The 20,507-nt window shown below is 40.7% G+C and carries 27 protein-coding genes; 8 read left to right on the top strand and 19 right to left on the bottom strand.

Annotated features, from left to right (window positions below; all coding sequences use genetic code 11):
• Window positions 1-88 precede the first annotated feature (88 nt).
• The 3 genes from AMR95_RS16655 to cgeC form a co-directional block, all read right to left on the bottom strand.
• On the bottom strand, window positions 89-1,465 hold the full coding sequence (locus AMR95_RS16655; RefSeq protein WP_058838906.1) for a sigma-54 interaction domain-containing protein: 1,377 nt from the start codon (window positions 1,463-1,465) through the stop codon (window positions 89-91).
• Between the two features lie 145 nt (window positions 1,466-1,610).
• Window positions 1,611-2,906, bottom strand: a complete 1,296-nt coding sequence (locus AMR95_RS16645; RefSeq protein WP_058838905.1) for a glycosyltransferase family 2 protein — start codon at window positions 2,904-2,906, stop codon at window positions 1,611-1,613.
• 17 nt (window positions 2,907-2,923) lie between these two features.
• Window positions 2,924-3,244, bottom strand: coding sequence for a spore maturation protein CgeC (gene cgeC / locus AMR95_RS16640; RefSeq protein ID WP_041085753.1), 321 nt, complete (start codon window positions 3,242-3,244; stop codon window positions 2,924-2,926).
• Window positions 3,245-3,451: 207 nt separating this feature from the next.
• Between cgeC and AMR95_RS16635 the strand changes: the two genes are divergently transcribed.
• Window positions 3,452-3,853: a hypothetical protein gene (locus AMR95_RS16635; protein WP_039179354.1), complete on the top strand. Its 402-nt coding sequence runs from the start codon at window positions 3,452-3,454 to the stop codon at window positions 3,851-3,853.
• Window positions 3,854-3,868: 15 nt separating this feature from the next.
• Window positions 3,869-4,831: a CgeB family protein gene (locus AMR95_RS16630; protein WP_058838904.1), complete on the top strand. Its 963-nt coding sequence runs from the start codon at window positions 3,869-3,871 to the stop codon at window positions 4,829-4,831.
• A gap of 29 nt (window positions 4,832-4,860) precedes the next feature.
• Here the strand turns inward: AMR95_RS16630 and AMR95_RS16625 are convergent, their stop codons facing one another.
• Entirely contained in the window at window positions 4,861-5,583 is a 723-nt protein-coding gene (locus AMR95_RS16625) for an acylneuraminate cytidylyltransferase family protein (RefSeq protein WP_058838903.1), read from the bottom strand.
• A 251-nt stretch (window positions 5,584-5,834) separates the two neighbouring features.
• Here AMR95_RS16625 and AMR95_RS16620 point away from each other — a divergent pair, with 251 nt between their 5' ends.
• A complete protein-coding gene (locus AMR95_RS16620; RefSeq protein WP_058838902.1) occupies window positions 5,835-6,863 on the top strand; it encodes an SDR family NAD(P)-dependent oxidoreductase in 1,029 nt (342 codons plus the stop codon).
• 51 nt (window positions 6,864-6,914) lie between these two features.
• On the opposite strand, the gene msrB is transcribed toward AMR95_RS16620, so the two are convergent.
• Both msrB and msrA read right to left on the bottom strand, forming a co-directional pair.
• Entirely contained in the window at window positions 6,915-7,346 is a 432-nt protein-coding gene (msrB, locus tag AMR95_RS16615) for a peptide-methionine (R)-S-oxide reductase MsrB (protein ID WP_058838901.1), read from the bottom strand.
• On the bottom strand, window positions 7,346-7,879 hold the full coding sequence (gene msrA / locus AMR95_RS16610; protein ID WP_024422720.1) for a peptide-methionine (S)-S-oxide reductase MsrA: 534 nt from the start codon (window positions 7,877-7,879) through the stop codon (window positions 7,346-7,348). Before msrA ends, msrB begins: the two co-directional genes overlap by 1 nt.
• Window positions 7,880-8,017: 138 nt before the next feature.
• Between msrA and AMR95_RS16605 the strand changes: the two genes are divergently transcribed.
• The 3 genes from AMR95_RS16605 to AMR95_RS16595 all read left to right on the top strand — a co-directional run bounded on the left by AMR95_RS16605 (window position 8,018) and on the right by AMR95_RS16595 (window position 9,549).
• Entirely contained in the window at window positions 8,018-8,449 is a 432-nt protein-coding gene (locus tag AMR95_RS16605) for a MarR family transcriptional regulator (RefSeq protein ID WP_007500780.1), read from the top strand.
• 54 nt (window positions 8,450-8,503) lie between these two features.
• Window positions 8,504-8,764 carry a hypothetical protein gene (locus AMR95_RS16600; protein WP_024422721.1) on the top strand — a complete coding sequence of 87 codons (261 nt, stop codon included), beginning with the start codon at window positions 8,504-8,506 and terminating at the stop codon, window positions 8,762-8,764.
• 119 nt (window positions 8,765-8,883) lie between these two features.
• The gene (locus tag AMR95_RS16595; protein ID WP_058838900.1) at window positions 8,884-9,549 is read left to right on the top strand and encodes a DUF4397 domain-containing protein; all 666 of its coding nucleotides are present in this window, start codon (window positions 8,884-8,886) and stop codon (window positions 9,547-9,549) included.
• A 30-nt stretch (window positions 9,550-9,579) separates the two neighbouring features.
• Here the strand turns inward: AMR95_RS16595 and ypmT are convergent, their stop codons facing one another.
• The 7 genes from ypmT to ilvA all read right to left on the bottom strand — a co-directional run bounded on the left by ypmT (window position 9,580) and on the right by ilvA (window position 14,410).
• Complete coding sequence (gene ypmT / locus AMR95_RS16590; protein ID WP_024422723.1) at window positions 9,580-9,777, bottom strand: protein YpmT; 198 nt, start codon at window positions 9,775-9,777, stop codon at window positions 9,580-9,582.
• 24 nt (window positions 9,778-9,801) lie between these two features.
• Window positions 9,802-10,368: a YpmS family protein gene (locus AMR95_RS16585; RefSeq protein ID WP_041085768.1), complete on the bottom strand. Its 567-nt coding sequence runs from the start codon at window positions 10,366-10,368 to the stop codon at window positions 9,802-9,804.
• A 10-nt stretch (window positions 10,369-10,378) separates the two neighbouring features.
• Window positions 10,379-11,140 (bottom strand): SGNH/GDSL hydrolase family protein, encoded by a 762-nt coding sequence (locus tag AMR95_RS16580; RefSeq protein ID WP_058838922.1) that lies wholly within the window; start codon window positions 11,138-11,140, stop codon window positions 10,379-10,381.
• Window positions 11,141-11,209: 69 nt separating this feature from the next.
• The gene (locus tag AMR95_RS16575) at window positions 11,210-11,800 is read right to left on the bottom strand and encodes an SCO family protein (protein ID WP_058838899.1); all 591 of its coding nucleotides are present in this window, start codon (window positions 11,798-11,800) and stop codon (window positions 11,210-11,212) included.
• Window positions 11,801-11,823: 23 nt separating this feature from the next.
• Complete coding sequence (locus AMR95_RS16570; protein WP_024428148.1) at window positions 11,824-12,666, bottom strand: DegV family protein; 843 nt, start codon at window positions 12,664-12,666, stop codon at window positions 11,824-11,826.
• Between the two features lie 187 nt (window positions 12,667-12,853).
• A complete protein-coding gene (locus tag AMR95_RS16565; protein ID WP_024422728.1) occupies window positions 12,854-13,105 on the bottom strand; it encodes a YpmP family protein in 252 nt (83 codons plus the stop codon).
• 36 nt (window positions 13,106-13,141) lie between these two features.
• Window positions 13,142-14,410 carry a threonine ammonia-lyase IlvA gene (ilvA, locus tag AMR95_RS16560; RefSeq protein ID WP_025093104.1) on the bottom strand — a complete coding sequence of 423 codons (1,269 nt, stop codon included), beginning with the start codon at window positions 14,408-14,410 and terminating at the stop codon, window positions 13,142-13,144.
• A 181-nt stretch (window positions 14,411-14,591) separates the two neighbouring features.
• On the opposite strand from ilvA, the gene AMR95_RS16555 reads away from it, so the two are divergent.
• Both AMR95_RS16555 and trhA read left to right on the top strand, forming a co-directional pair.
• Window positions 14,592-15,545, top strand: coding sequence for a sigma 54-interacting transcriptional regulator (locus AMR95_RS16555; RefSeq protein WP_058838898.1), 954 nt, complete (start codon window positions 14,592-14,594; stop codon window positions 15,543-15,545).
• A 14-nt stretch (window positions 15,546-15,559) separates the two neighbouring features.
• Window positions 15,560-16,198 (top strand): PAQR family membrane homeostasis protein TrhA, encoded by a 639-nt coding sequence (gene trhA / locus AMR95_RS16550; protein ID WP_024428144.1) that lies wholly within the window; start codon window positions 15,560-15,562, stop codon window positions 16,196-16,198.
• Window positions 16,199-16,234: 36 nt separating this feature from the next.
• Here the strand turns inward: trhA and AMR95_RS16545 are convergent, their stop codons facing one another.
• The 6 genes from AMR95_RS16545 to AMR95_RS16520 all read right to left on the bottom strand — a co-directional run bounded on the left by AMR95_RS16545 (window position 16,235) and on the right by AMR95_RS16520 (window position 20,493).
• The gene (locus tag AMR95_RS16545; protein WP_058838897.1) at window positions 16,235-16,858 is read right to left on the bottom strand and encodes a lysophospholipid acyltransferase family protein; all 624 of its coding nucleotides are present in this window, start codon (window positions 16,856-16,858) and stop codon (window positions 16,235-16,237) included.
• A 19-nt stretch (window positions 16,859-16,877) separates the two neighbouring features.
• Entirely contained in the window at window positions 16,878-17,363 is a 486-nt protein-coding gene (folA, locus tag AMR95_RS16540; RefSeq protein ID WP_058838896.1) for a type 3 dihydrofolate reductase, read from the bottom strand.
• Window positions 17,360-18,154 carry a thymidylate synthase gene (locus AMR95_RS16535; protein ID WP_041085780.1) on the bottom strand — a complete coding sequence of 265 codons (795 nt, stop codon included), beginning with the start codon at window positions 18,152-18,154 and terminating at the stop codon, window positions 17,360-17,362. The genes folA and AMR95_RS16535 overlap by 4 nt, the downstream gene beginning before the upstream one ends.
• Window positions 18,155-18,257: 103 nt before the next feature.
• Window positions 18,258-18,785, bottom strand: a complete 528-nt coding sequence (locus tag AMR95_RS16530; protein ID WP_047203262.1) for a phosphatidylglycerophosphatase A family protein — start codon at window positions 18,783-18,785, stop codon at window positions 18,258-18,260.
• Between the two features lie 18 nt (window positions 18,786-18,803).
• The gene (locus AMR95_RS16525) at window positions 18,804-19,421 is read right to left on the bottom strand and encodes a YpjP family protein (protein ID WP_058838895.1); all 618 of its coding nucleotides are present in this window, start codon (window positions 19,419-19,421) and stop codon (window positions 18,804-18,806) included.
• Between the two features lie 283 nt (window positions 19,422-19,704).
• A complete protein-coding gene (locus AMR95_RS16520) occupies window positions 19,705-20,493 on the bottom strand; it encodes a class I SAM-dependent methyltransferase (RefSeq protein WP_058838894.1) in 789 nt (262 codons plus the stop codon).
• Window positions 20,494-20,507: the final 14 nt, after the last annotated feature.

Genomic DNA, 20,507 nt, shown 5'->3' with positions numbered 1-20,507 from the left:
TACTATGCAAGTTATGTGCCAACATGGGAAAATGCCCCTATTCTTTACAAAAGGAGCTTTACCCGTCATATTCAATTGGATGCTGTGCCTACATTTCGGCATCTGCATATTTCTTCAGTTTATATTGCAGCGTTTGTCGAGGGATTTTTAAGGCAGCGGCGGTTTTTTTAATATTCCCATTATGCTGATGTAAAGCTTCTTGAATCAATGTTTGTTCAAATGAAGACACTTGATTTTTTAAGGAGGCTTCAGATGTTTCCTTTTTCAGCTTTTGCTCACGTAAATGAGCCGGAAGGTATAGAGGGGTGATCTCTTCCGCTTCCTTTGGCATCATCAACACGGCATGCTCTATCGTATGTTTTAATTCTCTAACATTCCCAGGCCAGTGGTGCGCCATAAACAATCGTTCCGTTTCTTCAGAAAGGCGTGTGACGTTTTTTGAAAACTGCTGATGATAGGTTTGAATGAAGTGGCGGGATAGCAGCGTGATATCTTGCTTTCTCTCACGAAGCGGCGGAATATGAAAAGATGACACATGCAGTCTATAAAATAAATCTTCTCTTAAAATTTGCTTTTTCACTGCTTCAAATGGGTCCATATTGAGCGCAGTAATGAGCCGAACATCCACTTGAATGGACTTTGCATCACCGATGCGGCGGACAACGCCATCCTCTAACACACGTAATAATTTCGTCTGAAGCGTGAGCGGCATCGCTTGGAGCTCATCAAGAAAAAGCGTGCCCCCATCAGCTAATTCGAAAAGTCCCTTGCGATCAATTGCGCCCGTATAGCTCCCTTTGACAGATCCAAACAATAGACTTTCAAGTAATGTTTCTGGGAGTGCTGCGCAGTTTTGCGGAATAAACACTTGGTTTTTTCGGTCAGATTCATGGACAATGGCTTGAACAAGCACTTCTTTTCCTGTCCCAGTTTCTCCGTAGACAACAACTGATGACGGATAAGCAGCTGCTTTTTTTGCCCTTTCAAGCATTTCTTTTAAAAGCGGATCATTTGTTAAAAATGAAGCAAAATCATGCATTTGTTCTACCCCATCCACGTCATATGTTCGCTTTTTTTGATCTAAACGATTGGAAAGGGCTGACAGCTTGGATACATCTTTTGCGACTTCGACCGCACCTATTAACTCGTTATCTTCAATAATAGGTAATGTCGTGTTCACTGTTTCAATTTTTTCTCCGTTTTTATTCAAATAGGTTTGCAGCGAATGATAAATGGGCTTTCCTGTTCTCAACACATGCATAAGCGTACTTGTTTTTTCAGTTAAAGAGGGATACACATCAAGGATGTACTTGCCAATCACCTCTTCTTTTTGTAAACAGTCAAACTTAGCGGCATTATGATTGTAAAAAATCGTCATCCCTTGATCATCTACAACATGAATGGCTTCATCAATGGCTTCTAAAATTAATTCAAACCAATCTGCTCTTTCGACAACTTTCCCCATTCTTTCCCCCTCACTTTCAGTGCCAAAAAACCGGCATCAATTGCCGAGTTTTCAGCGGCTTGATCATTTCTAAATGGTTCCCTGTCTTTTTCATGTTTCGCTTTTTCCTTTCTACTTCCTGCAAAAATTTTAAAAAGCACCCCTCTTATGAGGAGTGCTTTCGCCCGGATGTCTGATAAAGAGACATATCGAATTCTTGCAGCGATTCCCTATACAGCGGAACAATCGACTTCCCTTCCTGAAATAACGTAAATTGGGACGGGTACAGCTTAATCGGCTGATGATAAAAAGCAAACCGCTTCACCACCTCAGGATCAATACGGCAAAAGGCATGATGCACAAGTAAATAAACATCTTGTTTCCATTTAAACAGCCGCCTGTTTGGCGGACTGAATACAGGAGAAACTTTGATGATATCGCCATCCTCAAATGACTGAAGCTGGTCATTTGAAATCGTATAAATCTCCTTTGGGTGAAACTGAAAATATTGCACGTCACGTTTTGAAGCAAACCTTCTTTTTTTCTGTTTTTCAATATAAAAGAACGTTTTCCCCTGATCTGCGGTGACGACTGTATAATTGGGTACTGCCAGCTTCTCTTTTATTTCATATTTCATCTCACATAATAGCGGAACACGGATCGCACGCCTGTTCTTTTCATTGATCCAGCGCTTTTCAATTTCATGAAGTTTCCCGTCTGCGATTTGATAATAATCCCCTTCTTTTTCAATGACCGTTCCGTCAATTAAATCATACGGCATACTCGAAAACTGATGATGAAAGGAATGGGGCGTTTTATACGTTGTATCCAGTACATCTTTTAATGGAAAAAACGAAGCGAAATGATTCAGCCTCATCCAAAAAACAGAATCTGCATGATGCCAGTGCTTTGGCTCATCATCCCAATATTGTCCGTATTTTTCATAAATCAGTGGAAGCAAGCGGCTTCTGTGCATGACCGAACAATGGTCCACTTGAAAGGACGCATGCTCTAAGATTTGATTTGCTTCTCGAACAAAACTCATCGTTTCCACTAAATGCTGATTCACATGCACAACCCTCTGCGAGGAATACACAATATCTATATGAGGCTTCGACCGAAAAACATCCACCATTTTAAGCAAACGATCTTTATGGTACACGGTATCATCGGTTAAATAACAAATGAGCTCACCTGTTATACGGGTTAGTGCTTCATTAATAAGCGTCGCATATCGTGCGGTTAACAGCCGTTTTGCCGGATGAACCGTGTGCGAATACAGCTGAATGCGCTCATCACTTAAATAGGGCTGGATCTTTTGAATGGTGCCCTGTTCTGAGCCATCATCCATAATCAAAAGCTCCCAATGCGGATACGTTTGTTCTACCATACTCTTTAGCACACGATCAATGAAATCTGGTTTATTGTAGCTTGTTAAAATCACCGATACTTTCATGATCATTATCCTTTTTGATTAGTTTAAAATGCCCCCCAGCTGACAATGTTCACAAAAGGAACACTCACTCTTAGCTGATTTGTCGCGTTTTTAAAGACCGCGACCGTATCAAACAATTGCACGACAACCACGTTTTGAAGTACATCTCCATTGACCAAATGAACACGCGGCACTGGAATGCCAAGCTCAAGCCATGGACGAAGTAATTCTTTGATGTCTGACACATTCTCTTCCTCACTTTCTTCTAAAAGGCGAAGAAGAAGTAAAATCAAGATGACTTCAAGCACTCCTTCCGACTCTAGTAATTCTTCGTTCCAACCATCTAATAATTGTTCAAATTCCATTCATAATCCCTCTCTCTTCACATTTAATCTTTACTAGAGTATGAGCGCCACTTCATTTAGCCTCAGCATTTGAAAACATTTTTAAAAATGTGTGAAGTGATTAATTGAAAAAAAGAATCAGGAATCAGCGTTCTGCTTATGCCAAAAAAAATGAACGGCATATACATAGGGGTGAGTTTGAATTGATGAAGAAAGGATGGGGAAAAAATGAGCGAAAAGCGTGCTGAATTAAAAAAAGAACTATTGAAAGTGTTTTTCAAACCAATTACTCATGCATTAACAGCTAATCTCGAAGAAGGAGGAGTTCAAGTGGAAGAGAAATTGAACGATTTATTAAGTGAAGTGGCAGCTGAGGCATCACCTTCAGATTCTGCTACAACACTCGATGTATCTCAGCCAGCAAGATGGATCTTTGCAAGACTCGCACCAGGAACAGTCATTAGTATTGTCACTGACTCAGGAGATTTAATTGGGCCAGTTCAATTTGTATCATTCGATGCTTCAACAGGTGTTGTATTTGTTACACAAGAAAGCTCTGTCACACCTACCGGCTCAGCAACGACTCTTTTAGATGTAGATAAAGTTGAAAGTGTTACATTCACATCTTAATGTGAGAGGGTCATCATGAAGCTTCTTTATATCAGTTCTGGCTACGGCGGAATCTATCACATGTTTGATCAATGGGTAGAAGAAAGCTTCATTGATTCCCCCTTTTCATGTGTAAAGATTGATAGAGAATCTCTACCCACTAACATGCACAAAATCCGGACATTTTCTCCGGATTTTGTTTTGATGATGATCGGTGATCATGTTCCGAAAGATGTACTTCATCAATTCAAACAAGAAAAAATTCCGATTGTTCTTTGGATGACAGAAGATCCCTTTTATGCAGATGTATCAGCTGCTTGCGCACGTGATGCTCAGCTTATCTTAACGATTGATGAAGGGATTTTGCCATTTTACAAACAATTAGGCGCCGAAAATACACACTACTTTCCCATTCCGACAAATACACGTGTTTTTCAGAAAAATGAATCGCCAGATGAGATGTGCACGTTTGACATTGCACTCATTGGCTACCCTTATCCCAACCGAATCAAAGCCATCGATACACTCTTAAAGCAAAACAAATGGCGTATTCTCGTTGCAGGTAAGGAATGGCACCGTCACTTAAATAAATCACGCAGACATTATCGTGATTTCACCCTTATAACGAATTGGCTGAGTCCTCAGCAAATGGCGGACATCTATCAGCAGACAGCGATTGTCCTGAATCCGCATAGGCCGTCTCAATTTGTATATAACAAAAATAAAGCCATGATTCAAAATATGAGCCTCAATAACAGAGCATTTGACATTGCTGCAACTGGAAGTTTTCAATTGACGGATCTACATCCGCCGCCTACTTTTTCAAGCTTTGCTTTTTACAAAGATGAGGACGATTTGATCAAACAGGTGGATTACTATGGGTCAAATGCAGGTGAAAGAAAGGCGGCCGCACTGAACAACTACGAGCAAGCCGTTCGCTGGAATACATTTGATACGATGCCGCAAAGGCTTTATGAAATCGTAAAAAGCGCCCTATAACTGGGCGCTTTTTCTTGTTGAAGGTCAGCTTATGCATGATCTTCTGCATCTCGGCGAGCCAATAAGACGTGCTCTGCCTTTTTCCGGTCCGCCTCCTGTTTCACCACAAGCGACCTCGTGTGATCCATCATATATGCTCCGACAGATCCTTCTAAAAAGGAATGAATGCATTCTTTGGCATAATGAGCATGAAAAGCATATACCGCACCATTTAGCCGTCCATACGTATATGGCTGCTCATGCTTTGGCATGAAAAAGTAATGATTGTCCTTATATAAAGTAGCTTCATTGTTTTCATGCAGTGTCCAAGTTTCATTTGGGTTTTCTAACGCCTCTGTAAAAGATGCGGTGCAATCATATCCTCCCTCCACTAAAAGCTGCAAGCACTTCTCGATATCTGCCGGCTGTCTTAGAGGAGACGATGGCTGCAGAAATAGCACAATATCAAAGGTTTTCCCCTCCCGCTCTAAATAAGCAAGCGCATGCTTCACAGCTAACAGCGACGGCGTTTGTTCTGTTACATGTGTACTTGGCAGTTCAATCACATTTGCTCCGTAGTGAGATGAAATGATTTGCGTATTGACATCCTCTGAGGAGACGATGACTTCATCTAACTCAATCATTTGCAAAAGCGGCTGAATGGTCCAATAGATAAGCGGCCGCTCTGCCAATATGCGTATATGTTCATCATGCTGGCCGTCGGTACTTCTAAATGCAGGTATCATGGCTAAAATACGATTTCCCCTATACATGTCTTCTCTTCTCCCCTCGCCCACAGCTCCCTTACCATTTTCTTCTCTGACCGAGCTGATCGCAGTACTGAAGTATTCAGGTCTCTCGTTTTTCTAGTTAATCTCTTATCTCTCCATATTCTATTAAGACGGTAAGCAGATGGTTATAATTTGTTCACCTAATTTATACATGAAGTGGTTCTTTTCCTCAAACGAATGCCGCTCTTTCACATATGATGCAAAGTAGAGAAATGAGAGTTGGGGGATTAGATATGTCCAATCAGATAGAAACGACTTTGAAGACCTTTTTTCGTGACAGAACGATATTAGTTACAGGCGGAACAGGATCCATCGGCCGGCAAATCGTGAATAAATTAACAAGCTGCTCTCCAAAAAAGGTAATCGTCTTCAGTAAAGATGATAGCAAACAATACATGATGAAAAATGAGTACGCAGATCATCCAGAGGTCGTATTCGCTTTAGGAGATGTCCGGGATGCAAGCCGCGTGAGACAGCTCGTCAAAGGTGTGGATATCATTTTTCATGCAGCGGCCTTAAAACAAGTACCCACTTGTGAAGATAATCCGTTCGAAGCCGTTCAAACGAATATCATCGGCGGGCAACACGTCATTGAAGCCGCCCTCGAACATGAAGTGAGTCATGTTGTCAACATTTCAACTGACAAAGCGGTTTCTCCGACTAATGCCATGGGTGCAACAAAATTGATTTCAGAAAAACTATTTTCCCAAGCAAACGAAAGTATTCCGAATCAAAAAACCAAGTTTTGCTCTGTACGCTTTGGCAATGTGCTTGGATCTAGAGGTTCCGTCATTCCGATCATGCTCCAGCAGCTATTAAATGAAAAACCTTTGACCGTGACTGATCCTCATATGACACGTTTTTTTATGTCCATTGAAGAAGCTGTTTCCCTCACACTTCAAGCAGCAATCATGATGAAAGGCGGCGAAACCTTCATTCTCAAGATGGAGTCCTTACAGCTTGCCGATCTCTTAAAAGCATTTCATGAATATGCCGCCCAAATCAATGCTAAATCTCCAGATATTCTCGTTGTCGGAAAAAGACCTGGCGAGAAGCTTCACGAGGAGCTCACATTCCCGCACGAAGCAGATGCACTCTTTGAACATGAACAATTTTATGCCATTTTACCGAGACCACATTTGCACCCTGCCTTTCAAAAAGTCGATTTAACGAATTACACCTCAAAAGAAGCACCGCTCATTACAAAAGAAAAGCTGTTCACCATCATCGAACAATTACATCATACACATCATAAAAAATAAAAAATCGTCACACGGAAGCAAATGCTTTCCATGTGACGATTTTTAAATGGATCAATCAAATAGATGTTTCAAATCCCCGTAACCTTCTTTTTCAAGATCATCCTTTGGGATAAACTTCAAAGCGGCTGAGTTAATACAATACCGAAGACCGTTTGGCCCTGGTCCATCAGGAAAAACATGGCCAAGATGAGAATCAGCTGTTTTGCTGCGAACCTCTGTCCGCACCATTCCATGACTCGTATCAACCTTCTCTGCTACTTCTTCCTCTTCAAGCGGTTTTGTAAAACTTGGCCAGCCGCAGTGGGCATCAAACTTATCTAAAGAAGAAAACAGCGGCTTTCCTGAAATGATATCCACATAAATACCTTCTTCTTTATGATCCCAAAATTCATTTTGAAATGGCGGCTCTGTACCATTATTTTGCGTGACTTCGTACTGCATGCGGTTTAATTCTTTTATACGCTTTTCTTTTTCATTTGACATTACTTATCACTCCAATGGGACTCAATAAAACCGGCTCTGCCCGAACCGACATGATATCGTTCGTAGTGCATTTTGTTTTTCTTATAATAATGCTGATGATATTCCTCTGCTGGATAAAAAGGACCTGCATCTAAAATTTCTGTCACGATTGGCTTTTTGAAAATGCCGCTTTGGCTCAGCTGCTCTTTCGATGCTTCCGCTAGCTTTCGCTGCTCGTCATGATGAACATAAATACCAGTACGGTAAGATTCTCCTCTATCACCAAATTGCCCGCCATCGTCCGTTGGGTCTATTTGCTGCCAATACAGTTCTAGCAACTTCTCATACGGGAACACGTCAGGATCAAACGTAATTTGAACCGCCTCTCTATGTCCCGTTGTATTTGTACATACTTCCTCATAGGTCGGATTCACTGTATGTCCGCCAGTATACCCTGATTCAACTTTGATAATGCCCGGCTGTTCATCAAAAGGTTTAACCATACACCAGAAGCAGCCTCCTGCAAATGTGGCTAATTCTTGTTTTTCAGACATATTAGTGCCCCCTTCATTTAAAAAATGGTATCATCATATTATAACATGATAAAAAATAATGAAAATGATACGACTTGTATACCTAAAATAAAAGAAAGCATTCTGTCGTATCTTTAAAATATAATGGGGGTTTAATGATTGGAACAAAGAAAACAAATGATGTACGAAATGGACACTTTACTGAGAACCGTATTTAAGCAGATCCGTTATGAAATTAACAGCCTGCTCGAAAACGAATTATCTCGGAATGAATTTCTTATTTTAAATCTGCTCCGTGAGCAAGGTGCAAAAAAAGTAACGGAATTCGCTTCCATTCTTGGAGTGTCAGCAAGTCATATTACCGCTGTGACTGACACACTCGTAGAAAAAGGCTGGATCACCCGTATCCGTTCAAAAGAGGACCGCCGCATTATCAAAATCCACTTAACCGATAAGGGTAAGGAAATTACTGAGCATTTTGAGAAAAAGAAAACAGAATACTTTATGGAGCGATTTGAGTCATTTGATGACGAAGAACTCAAAACGATGATCAAATTATTCAAAAAGCTGGATAAAAGTCAAAAGGATTAAGCATAGATTTTAGCGCTTAGGACATGCTACGGATAAAAAGAGGTGGAATGAACCATGACAAGCCCTTATCTTTGTCCAAACTGTAAAACAAACAGAACGCGCTTTAATCTCATTGAGCAGCTTTCAGAACCTGTCAAGCTAGATCCAGCGACAGGAGCAGTTGTTGAAAGATACGAAGGAGAGCAGCTGTCTCCTTTTCACTTGAGCTATCAAGGTCCTCAAATGAAAGTCCAGTGCGGCGTTTGTGGTTTAATTGAGGATGAAAAAACGTTCATTAAACTAGCTGAATATCATCAATATTCTTCTCCTTCTTAAATGCCGGCCTGACGGAATACGTCAGGCTTTTTTCTTTGCTTCTTTTGCCTATACAGATCGTCTTTTTCATGCATACGCTACAAAAAACACCATTGTATGAGAAAGAAGGGATTGATGACATGCAGCAGCTCTTTTATCATGACTTTCCAAATCGGCCATTCACTGCCGCCTATGAGCATCTTCAAAGCACCCCTTCATCAAAAGCCTTTATTCGATTATTTCACGCTGCACCAGATCTCAGTGAGCTCGCTGTTTATGTGAACCGGAAGCAGCTGATGAAAACAATGCCTTACAGCCATTTGACCGCTTATATGGAGTGGGATGAGGGAATGTATGAAATAGAAGTGTTCAAACTGGCTACAAATGAAAAAATTCTTCATTCTCGCATTCAATTTAAGAGCGGCCAGGTCTATACACTCTGTATCACAGGTGCTCGTGCAGGCTTTGCACTGCTGACTGAGCAGCAGACTACTTTGATCAAACAAGAAGACCTGTCAGCACTTACATTTGTACAGCTGTCTCCGGACCTTCCTTCTATAGATATATATGAACGAGACCAAGGGATCATATCGAAAGAGCTTGATTATGTAAACAGTACCCACATTCATCATTTCTCCCCGAATAAATATCATTTTGAATTGAAAGCCGCCGGCACTCAAAGTGTACTGCTTGATATCCCCAAAGTTCATTTGCAAACAAAGCGCGCATACCTGATTCTGCTTCATGGATTTGCTAACGGAGAGCCAGAACTTATGGCGAAGGTCGTCTTGTCTCGGCAAATATAAAAAAGAGCCTTTCCCAATGGAAAAGGCTCCTTACGAGACATCTTCAGCTTTTTCTTGCTTTTGAAAATCAAAAGCAAGAATCATCGTGCCTAGAAATAATGCACAGTAGGCAATATTTAAGTAAAACTGATCGATATTTTCTGCTTTTAAAGCATTGGCAGCTGTTATGCCAAAGTACGCAGCAAATAAAAACGACAGTAAACTAAAATATTGATAAACTCGCTTCATGATTTCACTCCTGACTCACACGTTCTATTGCTTTGGATGATAATATGAGAATTCAATTTCATCGTTCTGTAGATCAATTTTGTTCGCTTTGACATACATATCATTCGTCAGCGGCATTTCTGAAAGGCGCACTTCAACCGTTTTTTGATCCGGTTTTACATGAACGAATTCTGGCAGCTCATAGAACTGACCCATGTAGCTTAAAACAAAACTAATTGGAATGCTCAATTGTCCAATTGAAAAGTCATCCACTTTCAAAAGCACATCACCATTATCTTCAACAGTTGGCGTAAATGAGACGTTTGCATCAATCGTTGAAGAGAAAGCTTTAATTGCGCCTGTTACTTTCACATCTTGATCGATCGCTACATGAAAGTCTGGCATATCATTTGATCCTTGATTTTTCAAATAATCATTCACAAAACTGGTGAGCGATTCTTTTGAGCTGGATATATTAAAAGCATATTCGCTTTTCACTTCTTTGGTTGAAGCGGATTGACCGCCTGGCAGCAGCATTAAAATACCGCAGGCAATCACAATCAATAGATTGATTGCAAGTAAAATAAAAAATAAGCTTTTCCATTTTTTCATCTATTTCACCCTATTCCTTCGGCAGTCCTTCTTTTTTCACTTCGGAGAATAAACGATTTGCCATAAGAGAGTACCCCTTTTGGTTTGGGTGGAAATCATCATCTGCCAGTAATTTTTCATCAGAACCTTCTTCAAATAAGTCTGCTACATTGATCATATCCGCATTGCCGTCTTTTTTGAGTTCCTTTTTGGCAGCGGCATTCCAGTCTTTGACGACTTCATCAATATCTCGCAGCTCAGACAAACTGAACTTAAAAGGATTGTACATGCTGACATACATAATTTTCGCATGGCCATTCTGTTCTCTCAGTTGAGCAAGAATGGTTTTAAAGCGCTCCTCAAAAGGACCCTGCTCTTTTTTAAAAGGAGCAAACGTCAAATTAAGCACATTTTGACGGACAACATGCATGAGATCATTCCCGCCGATTGTAAAGAAAATATAATCAGCGTCTTTCAGTCCGTCCTGCACCTTTTTTTCTTTTAATCTTTTTAACAAATCTACTGTTCTACTGCCTTTAATGGCATAGTTTTTTAATGTGACAGATTGCACGCCGTCGACCGCTTCTATCTTGTCACGGGTCATGCCTGCATAGCCTTTTTTATCTTGATCTCCGATTCCTTCTGTTAAGGAATCTCCAACCGCTGCGATGGTAATATGTTCTTTTACGTTTTGTGTGTCTTCTAGTTTATCCTTTATGCCAGCCTCTTGCGCAGAACATGCAGAAAGAACAAATGCTAGAGACATCACAATCAAAATCAAACGAGCCTTCAAACGATGATGTCCCTCCTTTTTCTGATTAAAAAAGTGTATCATGTTTTCGCCCATTTGAACATCCTTATGCTAGCTTCGGTTCAGCGTTTTGATGTCCTTGATGATGTCATCATAAGGTGTGTTTTGCACGCCATCATAATTTTTCATCACTTTCCCTTCTTGATTTACAAGGAAAAACAGGGACTGATGAATCACTTGGTCTTCATCTTCAGGTTTTTTGACAATGGTCTTAAAGCTCTTCATTGCGAATTTTTCGATTTCTGACTGTGAATACCCCGTGAGAAAATCCCAATTTTTAAAGGACAATGGATAGGCTTTTGCAAATTCTTTTAGCTTTTTCGGTGAATCGACCTCTGGGTCCACACTAAAGGAAATGATATGCGCATCCAATTTTTCTTCTTTTATTCGTTTTTGCAGCTCTGTCATATGAGCGGTCATCGGCGGACAGATCGTTTCACAGCTTGTGAAAATAAAATCTGCTACCCATACTTTCCCCTTCAAATCTTCCAATGACACCTTTTGACCATCTTGGTTTTCAAACTCAAACGGCTCTATTTGATAATTTAACGCATCTTTGATTTGTCCATTTGAACATGAGACTAAAAGAAGCACGCTTATGATCATAAGCGCACCAAGTGAGGCTCCCCTTTTTCTATCCATGATATGCCCATCCCCTTTTTCCATCAATCGGTATAAAAAGTAAAACCTATTGCGCCCTTTCCGGTATGACACGAAATAATCGGTGTTGTGTAGGCGATGTCAATCAGTGCTTCAGGTGTATGATCAAGCAGCGCTTTTTTTAGCTTTTCAGCGAGTTCTAATGCATCTGCATGTGCGATCCCAATGGCTTGAACTGTTTTTCCCTTCACCGCCTGTACATACTGTTTTGTCAGATGACGGACAAGCGCAGAATAGCTTCTCACATTCGCTTCTGGCGTATATACCCCGTCTGTTAAGCTCGCAATTGGTTTGATGTGAAGTAGGGAGCCGATCAGCGCCTTTCCTCTTCCAATTCTGCCGCCTTTGACGAGATTTTCTAATGTATCAATTGTGACATATAGCTTTGTTTGAAGACGGATTTTATCTAATTCTGTGATAATGTCTTCACGGCTTGCACCCTTTTTGGCTAGTTCTGCTGCTTTGATGACTTGAAATCCTAATCCATAGGAAATAAAATTCGAATCAATCACCGTGATGTTTCCATCTACCATTTTCGAAGCGCTTTCAGCAGTTTGAACAGTACCACTCATCCCACCAGTTAAATGGATACTGATCACTTCACTTCCATCTGCCGTCAGCTTTTCATATAATTCGACGAATTGACCGATCGCAGGTTGAGACGTTTTCGGCAGTTCCTCAGCGGCCTCCATTTTTTCAATAAATTCATCTGGCTGTATATTCACTCGGTCAATATAATCAACTCCAGAAATGGAGATATTGAGCGGAATCACGTGAATGGAAAGATCATTGATTTTCTCTTGCGGAAGGTCCACAGTTGAATCTGTTACAATTTTAATTTGTTTCACTATCGTCTCATCCTTGCTGTCTTAGTCTTTACTTATGATATTACCTTATTTCCTGCACACTTGAAAACAACTGACCTAACGTTTTTGAAATTGTCACAATTTCTTCTTGTCACGAAAAAAATCCTTGCCAAACTGAGCGGCAGCCATTTCAAAATGGCTGCTTCCTCCTTTTGACAAAGATTCTTGCTTACGCATTGTGTTTCAGTGTAGGCTCCTGATAGATCTGTTCATATGTGCTCCACTTGACGTTACGTTTCACATCCTCTCTGAAAGAGTACACAGCTCTCTTTCCTTTAGATACATAGACTTTTTTCAAGAAAGCTTCAAGTCTAAAGGTGAGCATGAAACGATACGTCTCATCCCCCTTTAGAACAGGGACTTCTGTTACCTTGATCTGAGCTCCATCCATCCGTCTAAAACATATTGTTTTGAGCAGCACAAACGATCAATCCTCTTTTCCAATTATCTGTTAAGCCTAAATAAATAGGTGGAATAAATCTTGATCTTTATTCACTTCAACATAGTGGAAGCCTTTTTTGTCCATCCGCTCAATCAGCGCGGCATAGTCATCTCTTTCTTTCAATTCGATGCCGACAAGCGCAGGGCCTTTGCTTCGGTTATTCTTTTTCGTATATTCAAAGCGTGAGATATCGTCATTTGGTCCTAACACTTCATCTAAAAATTCTCGAAGTGCTCCTGCTCTTTGCGGAAAATTGACAATAAAGTAATGTTGAAGCCCTTCATAGATCATTGAGCGTTCTTTGATTTCCTGCATTCTGCCGATGTCATTATTTCCTCCACTGACAATGCAGACAACATTTTTGCCTTTAATCTCCTCGCGATGGGCATCTAATGCTGCGATTGGCAATGCGCCTGCCGGTTCTGCTACAATCGCACATTGATTATACAGCTCCAAAATTGTTGTACATACTTTCCCTTCTGGTACTAGACTGATTTTATCGACAACAGACTGAAGCGATGTAAACGTCTTTTCGCCAATCCGCTGAACCGCTGCTCCGTCTACAAACTTATCAATCGAATCAAGTGTCACAACCTCGCCCTTCTCATGTGACGCATGCAGTGAAGCTGCGCCAAGCGGTTCGACTGCAATGATTTCGGTTTCTGGTGAGATATTTTTGATATATGTACCAACACCAGATAACAGACCTCCACCTCCGACACTTGCAAATAAAAAGTGAGGCTCCACTTCGATATCATTTAATATTTCGACAGCAGTCGTTCCTTGTCCTGCCATCACATCCAAATCATCAAACGGATGGATAAATTCGCGCTTTTCTTCATCTCCGCATTTTACGGCTTCATGATATGAATCATCAAACGTATCTCCGGTTAAAATAATTTCAACATATTCTTTTCCGAACAGCTCCACTTGGGATACTTTTTGCCTTGGCGTCGTAGCAGGCATAAAGATTTTCCCGTGGATGCCTAAATATTTACAAGAATAGGCAACGCCCTGTGCGTGATTTCCAGCACTTGCACAGACAATGCCATTTTCTAGTTTATCTTTTGGAAGTTGGCTCATTTTATTAAAAGCGCCTCTTAATTTAAAGGAACGAACTACTTGAAGATCCTCTCTTTTTAAGTAGACATTACATTCATATCGTTCAGAAAGTCGCTCATTTTTTTGAAGTGGTGTATGAATGACTACATCCTTCAAATTTTGATGGGCTTTTAAGATGTCTTTCACTTGAATTAGCGTATTTTCTTTGAGCAACGGTTTCATGTACAAGATCCTTTCTCTTTAACCTTATTTAATTTGTCATTATAACATGAATATTCAAAAAATAAACCAATAGATCACGGATCCACCATAAATATTATAAAATTTCTCGTTTTCCTGTACATTTGTTTTAATTGGGTGTTACAATTGAACCAATTAGAACCACAAAGAAAGGAACCACCTCATGGCCATACAATCGATCACGTCTATATATGGAGATCATCAAGACATCAAGCATGCCATTCATCTGGCAAAACAATTTTCGAAAAACGAACAGCCGGTCTTAATAACAGGAGACACAGGCACAGGCAAAACACTATTTGCCCAAGAAATGGCGAACACAGCAATGACACACATGTATTGCCCCATCTTGAATGAAGAAATCTTACAGAAAGCCTTCACAGAAAAAAACAATCAAATTCTTTATTTAGATGAGATCGCCGCATTAAGTATTCCTATGCAACACAAGGTCATTCACTTTCTAGAAACATCACCTGCAACAAAAGTAATCGCTTCTTCGTCTTTATCAATAGAGGCACTCAGGGTTTCTTCTACCTTTTTACCCGAGCTGTTTTATCGTTTGAATGTTCTTCATTTGGCCCTTCCGGCTTTAGCTGAACGAAAAACTGACATTCCTGTGTTAACAAATGCTTTCTTTCAAGAGCTGAACATGGCTCCTGACATTGATCCAAGTGTTTGGGAAGCCTTGCAGCAGTATCCATTTGAAGGAAATGTGCAAGAGCTCAAAAATATCGTTCATTACGCTGCATCCATACTCGAGGGCCAAACGGTATTTTTACATCATTTACCTCCCTTTGTGTTAGCACCTCTTCCCTCAGCCGTAAAAGGTAAAAAGGAAGAACACCAGCTTACACTAATGGAAAAACAAGAGTTTGTTTTCTTGCTGGAAGCCATTAAATCTCTCAATGAAAAAGGAGAAGCAGCCAGCAGACGCATCTTGTCTGAACTAAGCAAGCAAGGAGACATTCCGCTCACCCCTCAGCAGGTGAGAAACCGCTTAGATGATCTTGAGAAAAAAGCATACGTGACGAAAGGAAAAGGCAGGGCCGGAACGAAGATTACACTTGAAGGTCTTTCATTCCTGAAGTCGCTTGATGGTTATATACCGGTTCAATAAAAGGAGGACATCCATTGTTTACTGTAAAAGAAGAAATTGCAAACGCCATTACACATGGCATTGGTGTTATTTTATCCATACCAGCTATTGTGTTTCTCGTCTTATTCGCTGTTCAATACGGCACAGTCACAGATATTATCAGCTTTTCGATATTTGGCGCATCCATGCTGCTGCTCTATTTAAGTTCAACCTTGCTTCATAGCATTCGGCACAAAAAAACAAAAGATATTTTTGAAATCCTCGACCACTCGGCTATTTATGTATTGATTGCTGGTACATATACACCCTTTTTACTAGGACCACTAAAAGGTGCACTCGGCTATACGCTCCTTGCGATTGTATGGGCGCTTGCTGCTGGTGGGATTGTCTTTAAAATCTTTTTCGTCAAACGCTTTATAATCGTATCTACCCTCGTCTATTTATTAATGGGCTGGATGATTATCATTGCCATCAAACCGCTTTATATCCAATTAACAGGTGCAGGATTTGGACTCTTACTGTTAGGCGGCATATTATATTCAGTCGGAACCATCTTTTATATTTGGCGGAAAATCCCCTATCACCATGCGATTTGGCACAGCTTTGTTCTCGGCGGCAGTGCATCGATGTTCTTCTGTATTTTATTCTATTGCGTAAACATTCCTGCTGCATGAAAAAAACCAGCATCCACTATTCGGATGCTGGTTTTTCTATGCACGCTTTTGTGCGTAATCACTGATCATGACAGGAGCTTTAATATGAATATCGACATTAACAGGACGCATTCTCTTCACGAACTTCCCCGTTAAAAGACGATCCGTTCCGCTCGTTTCAATCGGTACAAGCGGACAATCGAATTCTTCAGCAAGCGCCTCTGCAATATGACGATACTCTTCTGAAAGCAGTAGACTCTGCCCAGACATGATTCTTTCCTTTGCTTCTTCTAATAAAACCTCATCCGTTTGATTCTGGTGAATGACCGCCATTTTTTTCAACCATTGTTTTAAAATCGGATACCGAAAGAGCTTCGGCTTTGCCATAAAAGCAACTGGCTGCTCAAGGTGGCCGATCAATAATGTCGTCGTGACTGGATTCAGCTCTTTTGTGACATAAATAACCGGGCTGTCTGGCAGCTTCTTTTGCTGATGAATGGTCATGACTGATCCTGATTGATCAATACATCCCCGGGCAAACCTTTTTGCATGCTCATGAATGAGATGCATTCGTTTCGTATAGGAAATGCGTGGATCCGTTAATTCATGATCGTACAAATGCCTCATACTTTTTAAAAAGGATACTACAACATAAATCGTTAAAAACCAATAACGAAACAACCGTACTCCTCCTACTCACTTATCCTTTTTTGTCATAGATGACAAATTCATAATTGTAGGGGTTCTTTTCGTCACGATGGCCTTTTTCGCGTGATACAATCGTCCATTCGTCTTCATTGTAATGCGGGAAATAACGGTCTCCTTCAAACGCATCGTGAATGTGCGTGATATAGAGACGATCCGCATATGGCATCATCTCTTCATACAACTTAGACCCGCCAATGATAAATAGCTCTGTCTCGTTTTCCCCAATTGCCAAAACGTCAGCAATTGAATGAACAACCTCGCATCCTTCTGCTTTAAAAGAAGAACTTGTGGTCAGCACAATGTTTCGGCGGTTAGGCAGCGCTCGTCCAATGGATTCAAAGGTTTTTCTGCCCATGACAATCGTATGTCCGCCTGTGACTTTTTTAAAATACGCTAAATCTGCTGGTAAATGCCAAGGCATTTGATTATCTTGACCAATGACTCTGTCTTCTCCTGTCGCCACAATCATGGAAATCATACACTGACTTCTCCTTTAATATGCGGATGCGGATCATAGTTCTCAAGCACAAAATCATCAAACGTAAAATCAAAAATGCTCTTTACATCTCTTGTGATGCGAAGCTTAGGAAGCGTGCGTTCCTCACGCTCTAGCTGCATTTTCACCTGTGGAAGATGATTTTGGTAAATATGAGCATCTCCAAGTGTATGAATAAACTCGCCTGGCTCAAGATTTGTGACTTTAGCAATCATCATCGTTAGGAGAGCATATGAAGCGATATTAAACGGCACACCTAAAAAGATATCTGCCGATCTTTGATATAGCTGGCAGGAAAGCTTCCCGTTTGATACGTAAAATTGAAACAGACAATGACAAGGAGGCAGCGCCATTTGATCAATTTCCCCCGGATTCCAAGCACTGACGATCAGTCGTCTTGAATTCGGGTTGTGCTCAATATCATGGATCAGCTTTGTGATCTGATCCACGGTCTCGCCGTCTCCACTCGCCCATGATCTCCACTGCGCTCCGTACACACGGCCAAGCTCTCCATTTTCATCTGCCCATTCGTTCCAAATCCGGACACCATTTTCTTGAAGATATTTGACATTTGTATCACCTTTTAAAAACCAAAGCAACTCATGAATGATTGATTTCAGGTGTAATTTCTTTGTCGTTAAAAGAGGAAATCCTTCCTGTAAATCAAATCTCATCTGGTAACCGAACGTGCTGATTGTACCTGTACCCGTTCTGTCACCTTTTTCATCCCCGTGCTGTAATACATGACGGCATAACTCTTTGTATTGTTTCATTTTTTTCATCCTTTATTTATGTTCTTGTTGTAGTTTACCTTATTTCTGCTTTTGTTGGAACCAAAAAAACATGCCTGCATGATGAGCAGACATGTTTTTCTTTTTATACTTGATTCACTCGTTCCTGCTCTTCATCTTTAATATCTTGGTGTGAGTGAGCAATGCGGCTTGCAGCTGCTGCGGCAAGTGCAGCGACTAGGTCATCAAGGAAAGTATGCACTTCACCTGGACGGCCCTCATCTAATTCACGAATAATACCAAATTTCTCTTTATCTAAATAACCGAAGTTGGTCAAACCGATTGATCCATATACATTGACAATGGAAAGCGGAATAATCTCATCAATTCCATATAGCGGCTCATCTGTTTCAACTAAGTGCTGTAAAGGTTCTGGCAAAAGCTTTTGTTCTGCCAGCTGATCAAGGGCAAGTCCTGTTAAAACTGCATGGACAATTTCTCTTTTATTCAGCACTTTTTCAACATTTTCAATACAGACACTAAGTGGAAGGTTTGGATGATATTTTTCTTGGAGCTTCAGCACAATGTGTGCGATATCTTCAATTTTCACTCCGCGGTCGTTTAACATTTGTTTTGTAATCTGCACCATTTCGTTCATTGTATATTTTTTCAATTGGCATGACATCTCCTTCTAGTGGCTCATCCAGCTCGGCGGGGTGTTTTTATCCCAGTAAATATTACCGAGTTCATGATGCGTCTGGAATCCATCTTCTGCTGTATGGTAATGAAAGTTAAACCAATATCCGCTGTGAGGCGGCTGATCTCTTCTGACATGGAAACGGAGCAAATCTTCTCCTGTCTTGCGGTTGTAAATGTGGAAGATTTTTTCGCCATTTCCGCTTGAAGGCTGATCAGTTAAAACAACATCTTGAAATTTTTCGTCATCTTTGAAATTTGTTAAATAGTCGGTTAACACTTGTTCAATCTTCGGCTGAATCTCTTCTCTGTACTCGTCCTCAATGACAGGTGTGATTTTACGGCCAAATTTGAGAAAGGATTGATTTTCTGCATTTGACAGCACCTCTTGCTTATATTGCTCAAAGGGATCTGTCTGCTCTTTGCTTACCTCTTGCGTTAGTTCCCAGCTTCGCATTTCATCTGATGTATCATAAACAGCTGTATAAGGCGTTTTATCAGATGAAGAAAGTTCAGAAGGCTTGTCTGTCATCAAAGCCGACGGAGGAGAGACTAAACCAAAAGTTGCAATCGTAAAGAGCACAACAAGCGTTTTTCTCATCCACATCTTCATGATATCTAATTCCTTCCATAAGTTATCATACTGCTATTCTAGCATATAATGAATTTTCAGTCATTCAATTTGGCCATCGATTTGAGACTTTCTTTTTCATAATAAAACGTTTACAATGGAAGCAAAGGCGACTAAAATTTGGGAGGAATGGGTATGCTTGAAGGGTTTTTCATTACGGCTTCCTTGCTGACGTTATTTTATTTTGTCTATATGGAGATTACAGATTAAAAGCCCTAAATAAGGGCTTTTTTAGATGATTGACAAGAAATTCAAGAATTGTCTATTAGTGAGGGCTTTTTTCTTTCTCAATATATCCATAATGAAATTGAGCTGTTTTTCGTTTTAAAACGTGAAATTGATAGGAATCTGCTAGAAATCGGGTGCTTTTCCAATGATCTTTTAAAACTACCCTTTTTCTCGCCACTCTCAGTGCTTCTTGGACGGCTATTTCGTGGTCAAAGTGGTGCTCTGCTGCATGACGTAGCGGAGCGATACTTGCAGATTCTTGAATTGTCTCCTCAAACATCGGATCAAAATAGACGACATCAAATGAACCATCAGAGAGCTTCTTTAGCTGCTCGATACTGTCTCCACTTACAACAGATATCCGCTTCATCGCTTCATCTGCCTCTCTTATCCCTGTCTCCCATGTGTTTAGTCCTTCTCGCACTAGCAATGCTGTCATGGGATTCTTTTCGATACCAACGACCCTTCCATTCGTACCTACTCGCATGCTGGCTGTAATGGCATCTGATCCTAAGCCAAGCGTACAATCTAAAAAGGAATCGCCAGGCTGAAGCTGCGTGGCTTCGATTAAAGGATCCTTTTCTCCGCGCATGAGCCGCTTCACCCTGAACATTGCTGAGCTTGGATGAAAGAAAAACTTTTCACCATTTGGCTGATACCATTCGAATCTTTCTTTCCCCACTACAAGGACGTCTCCTCGTTTTATCGCAAGCTGCTTGACAGATTGTTTGCGCCTCTCTACATACTCGCCATGTAAATCCTCTGCAAGGGCCTTTGCTGTTTCAATCGTTTGTTCATTTGCTCTAAAGCTTGTTGTGATAAGCATGCGGTTCCTCCATC

The sequence above is a fragment of the Bacillus sp. G1(2015b) genome, from assembly GCF_001482475.1.
Classification (GTDB): domain Bacteria; phylum Bacillota; class Bacilli; order Bacillales; family Bacillaceae; genus Bacillus; species Bacillus safensis.
The sequence above is the reverse complement of the archived record's forward strand: the minus strand, read 5'-3'. Positions and strand labels throughout refer to the sequence as shown.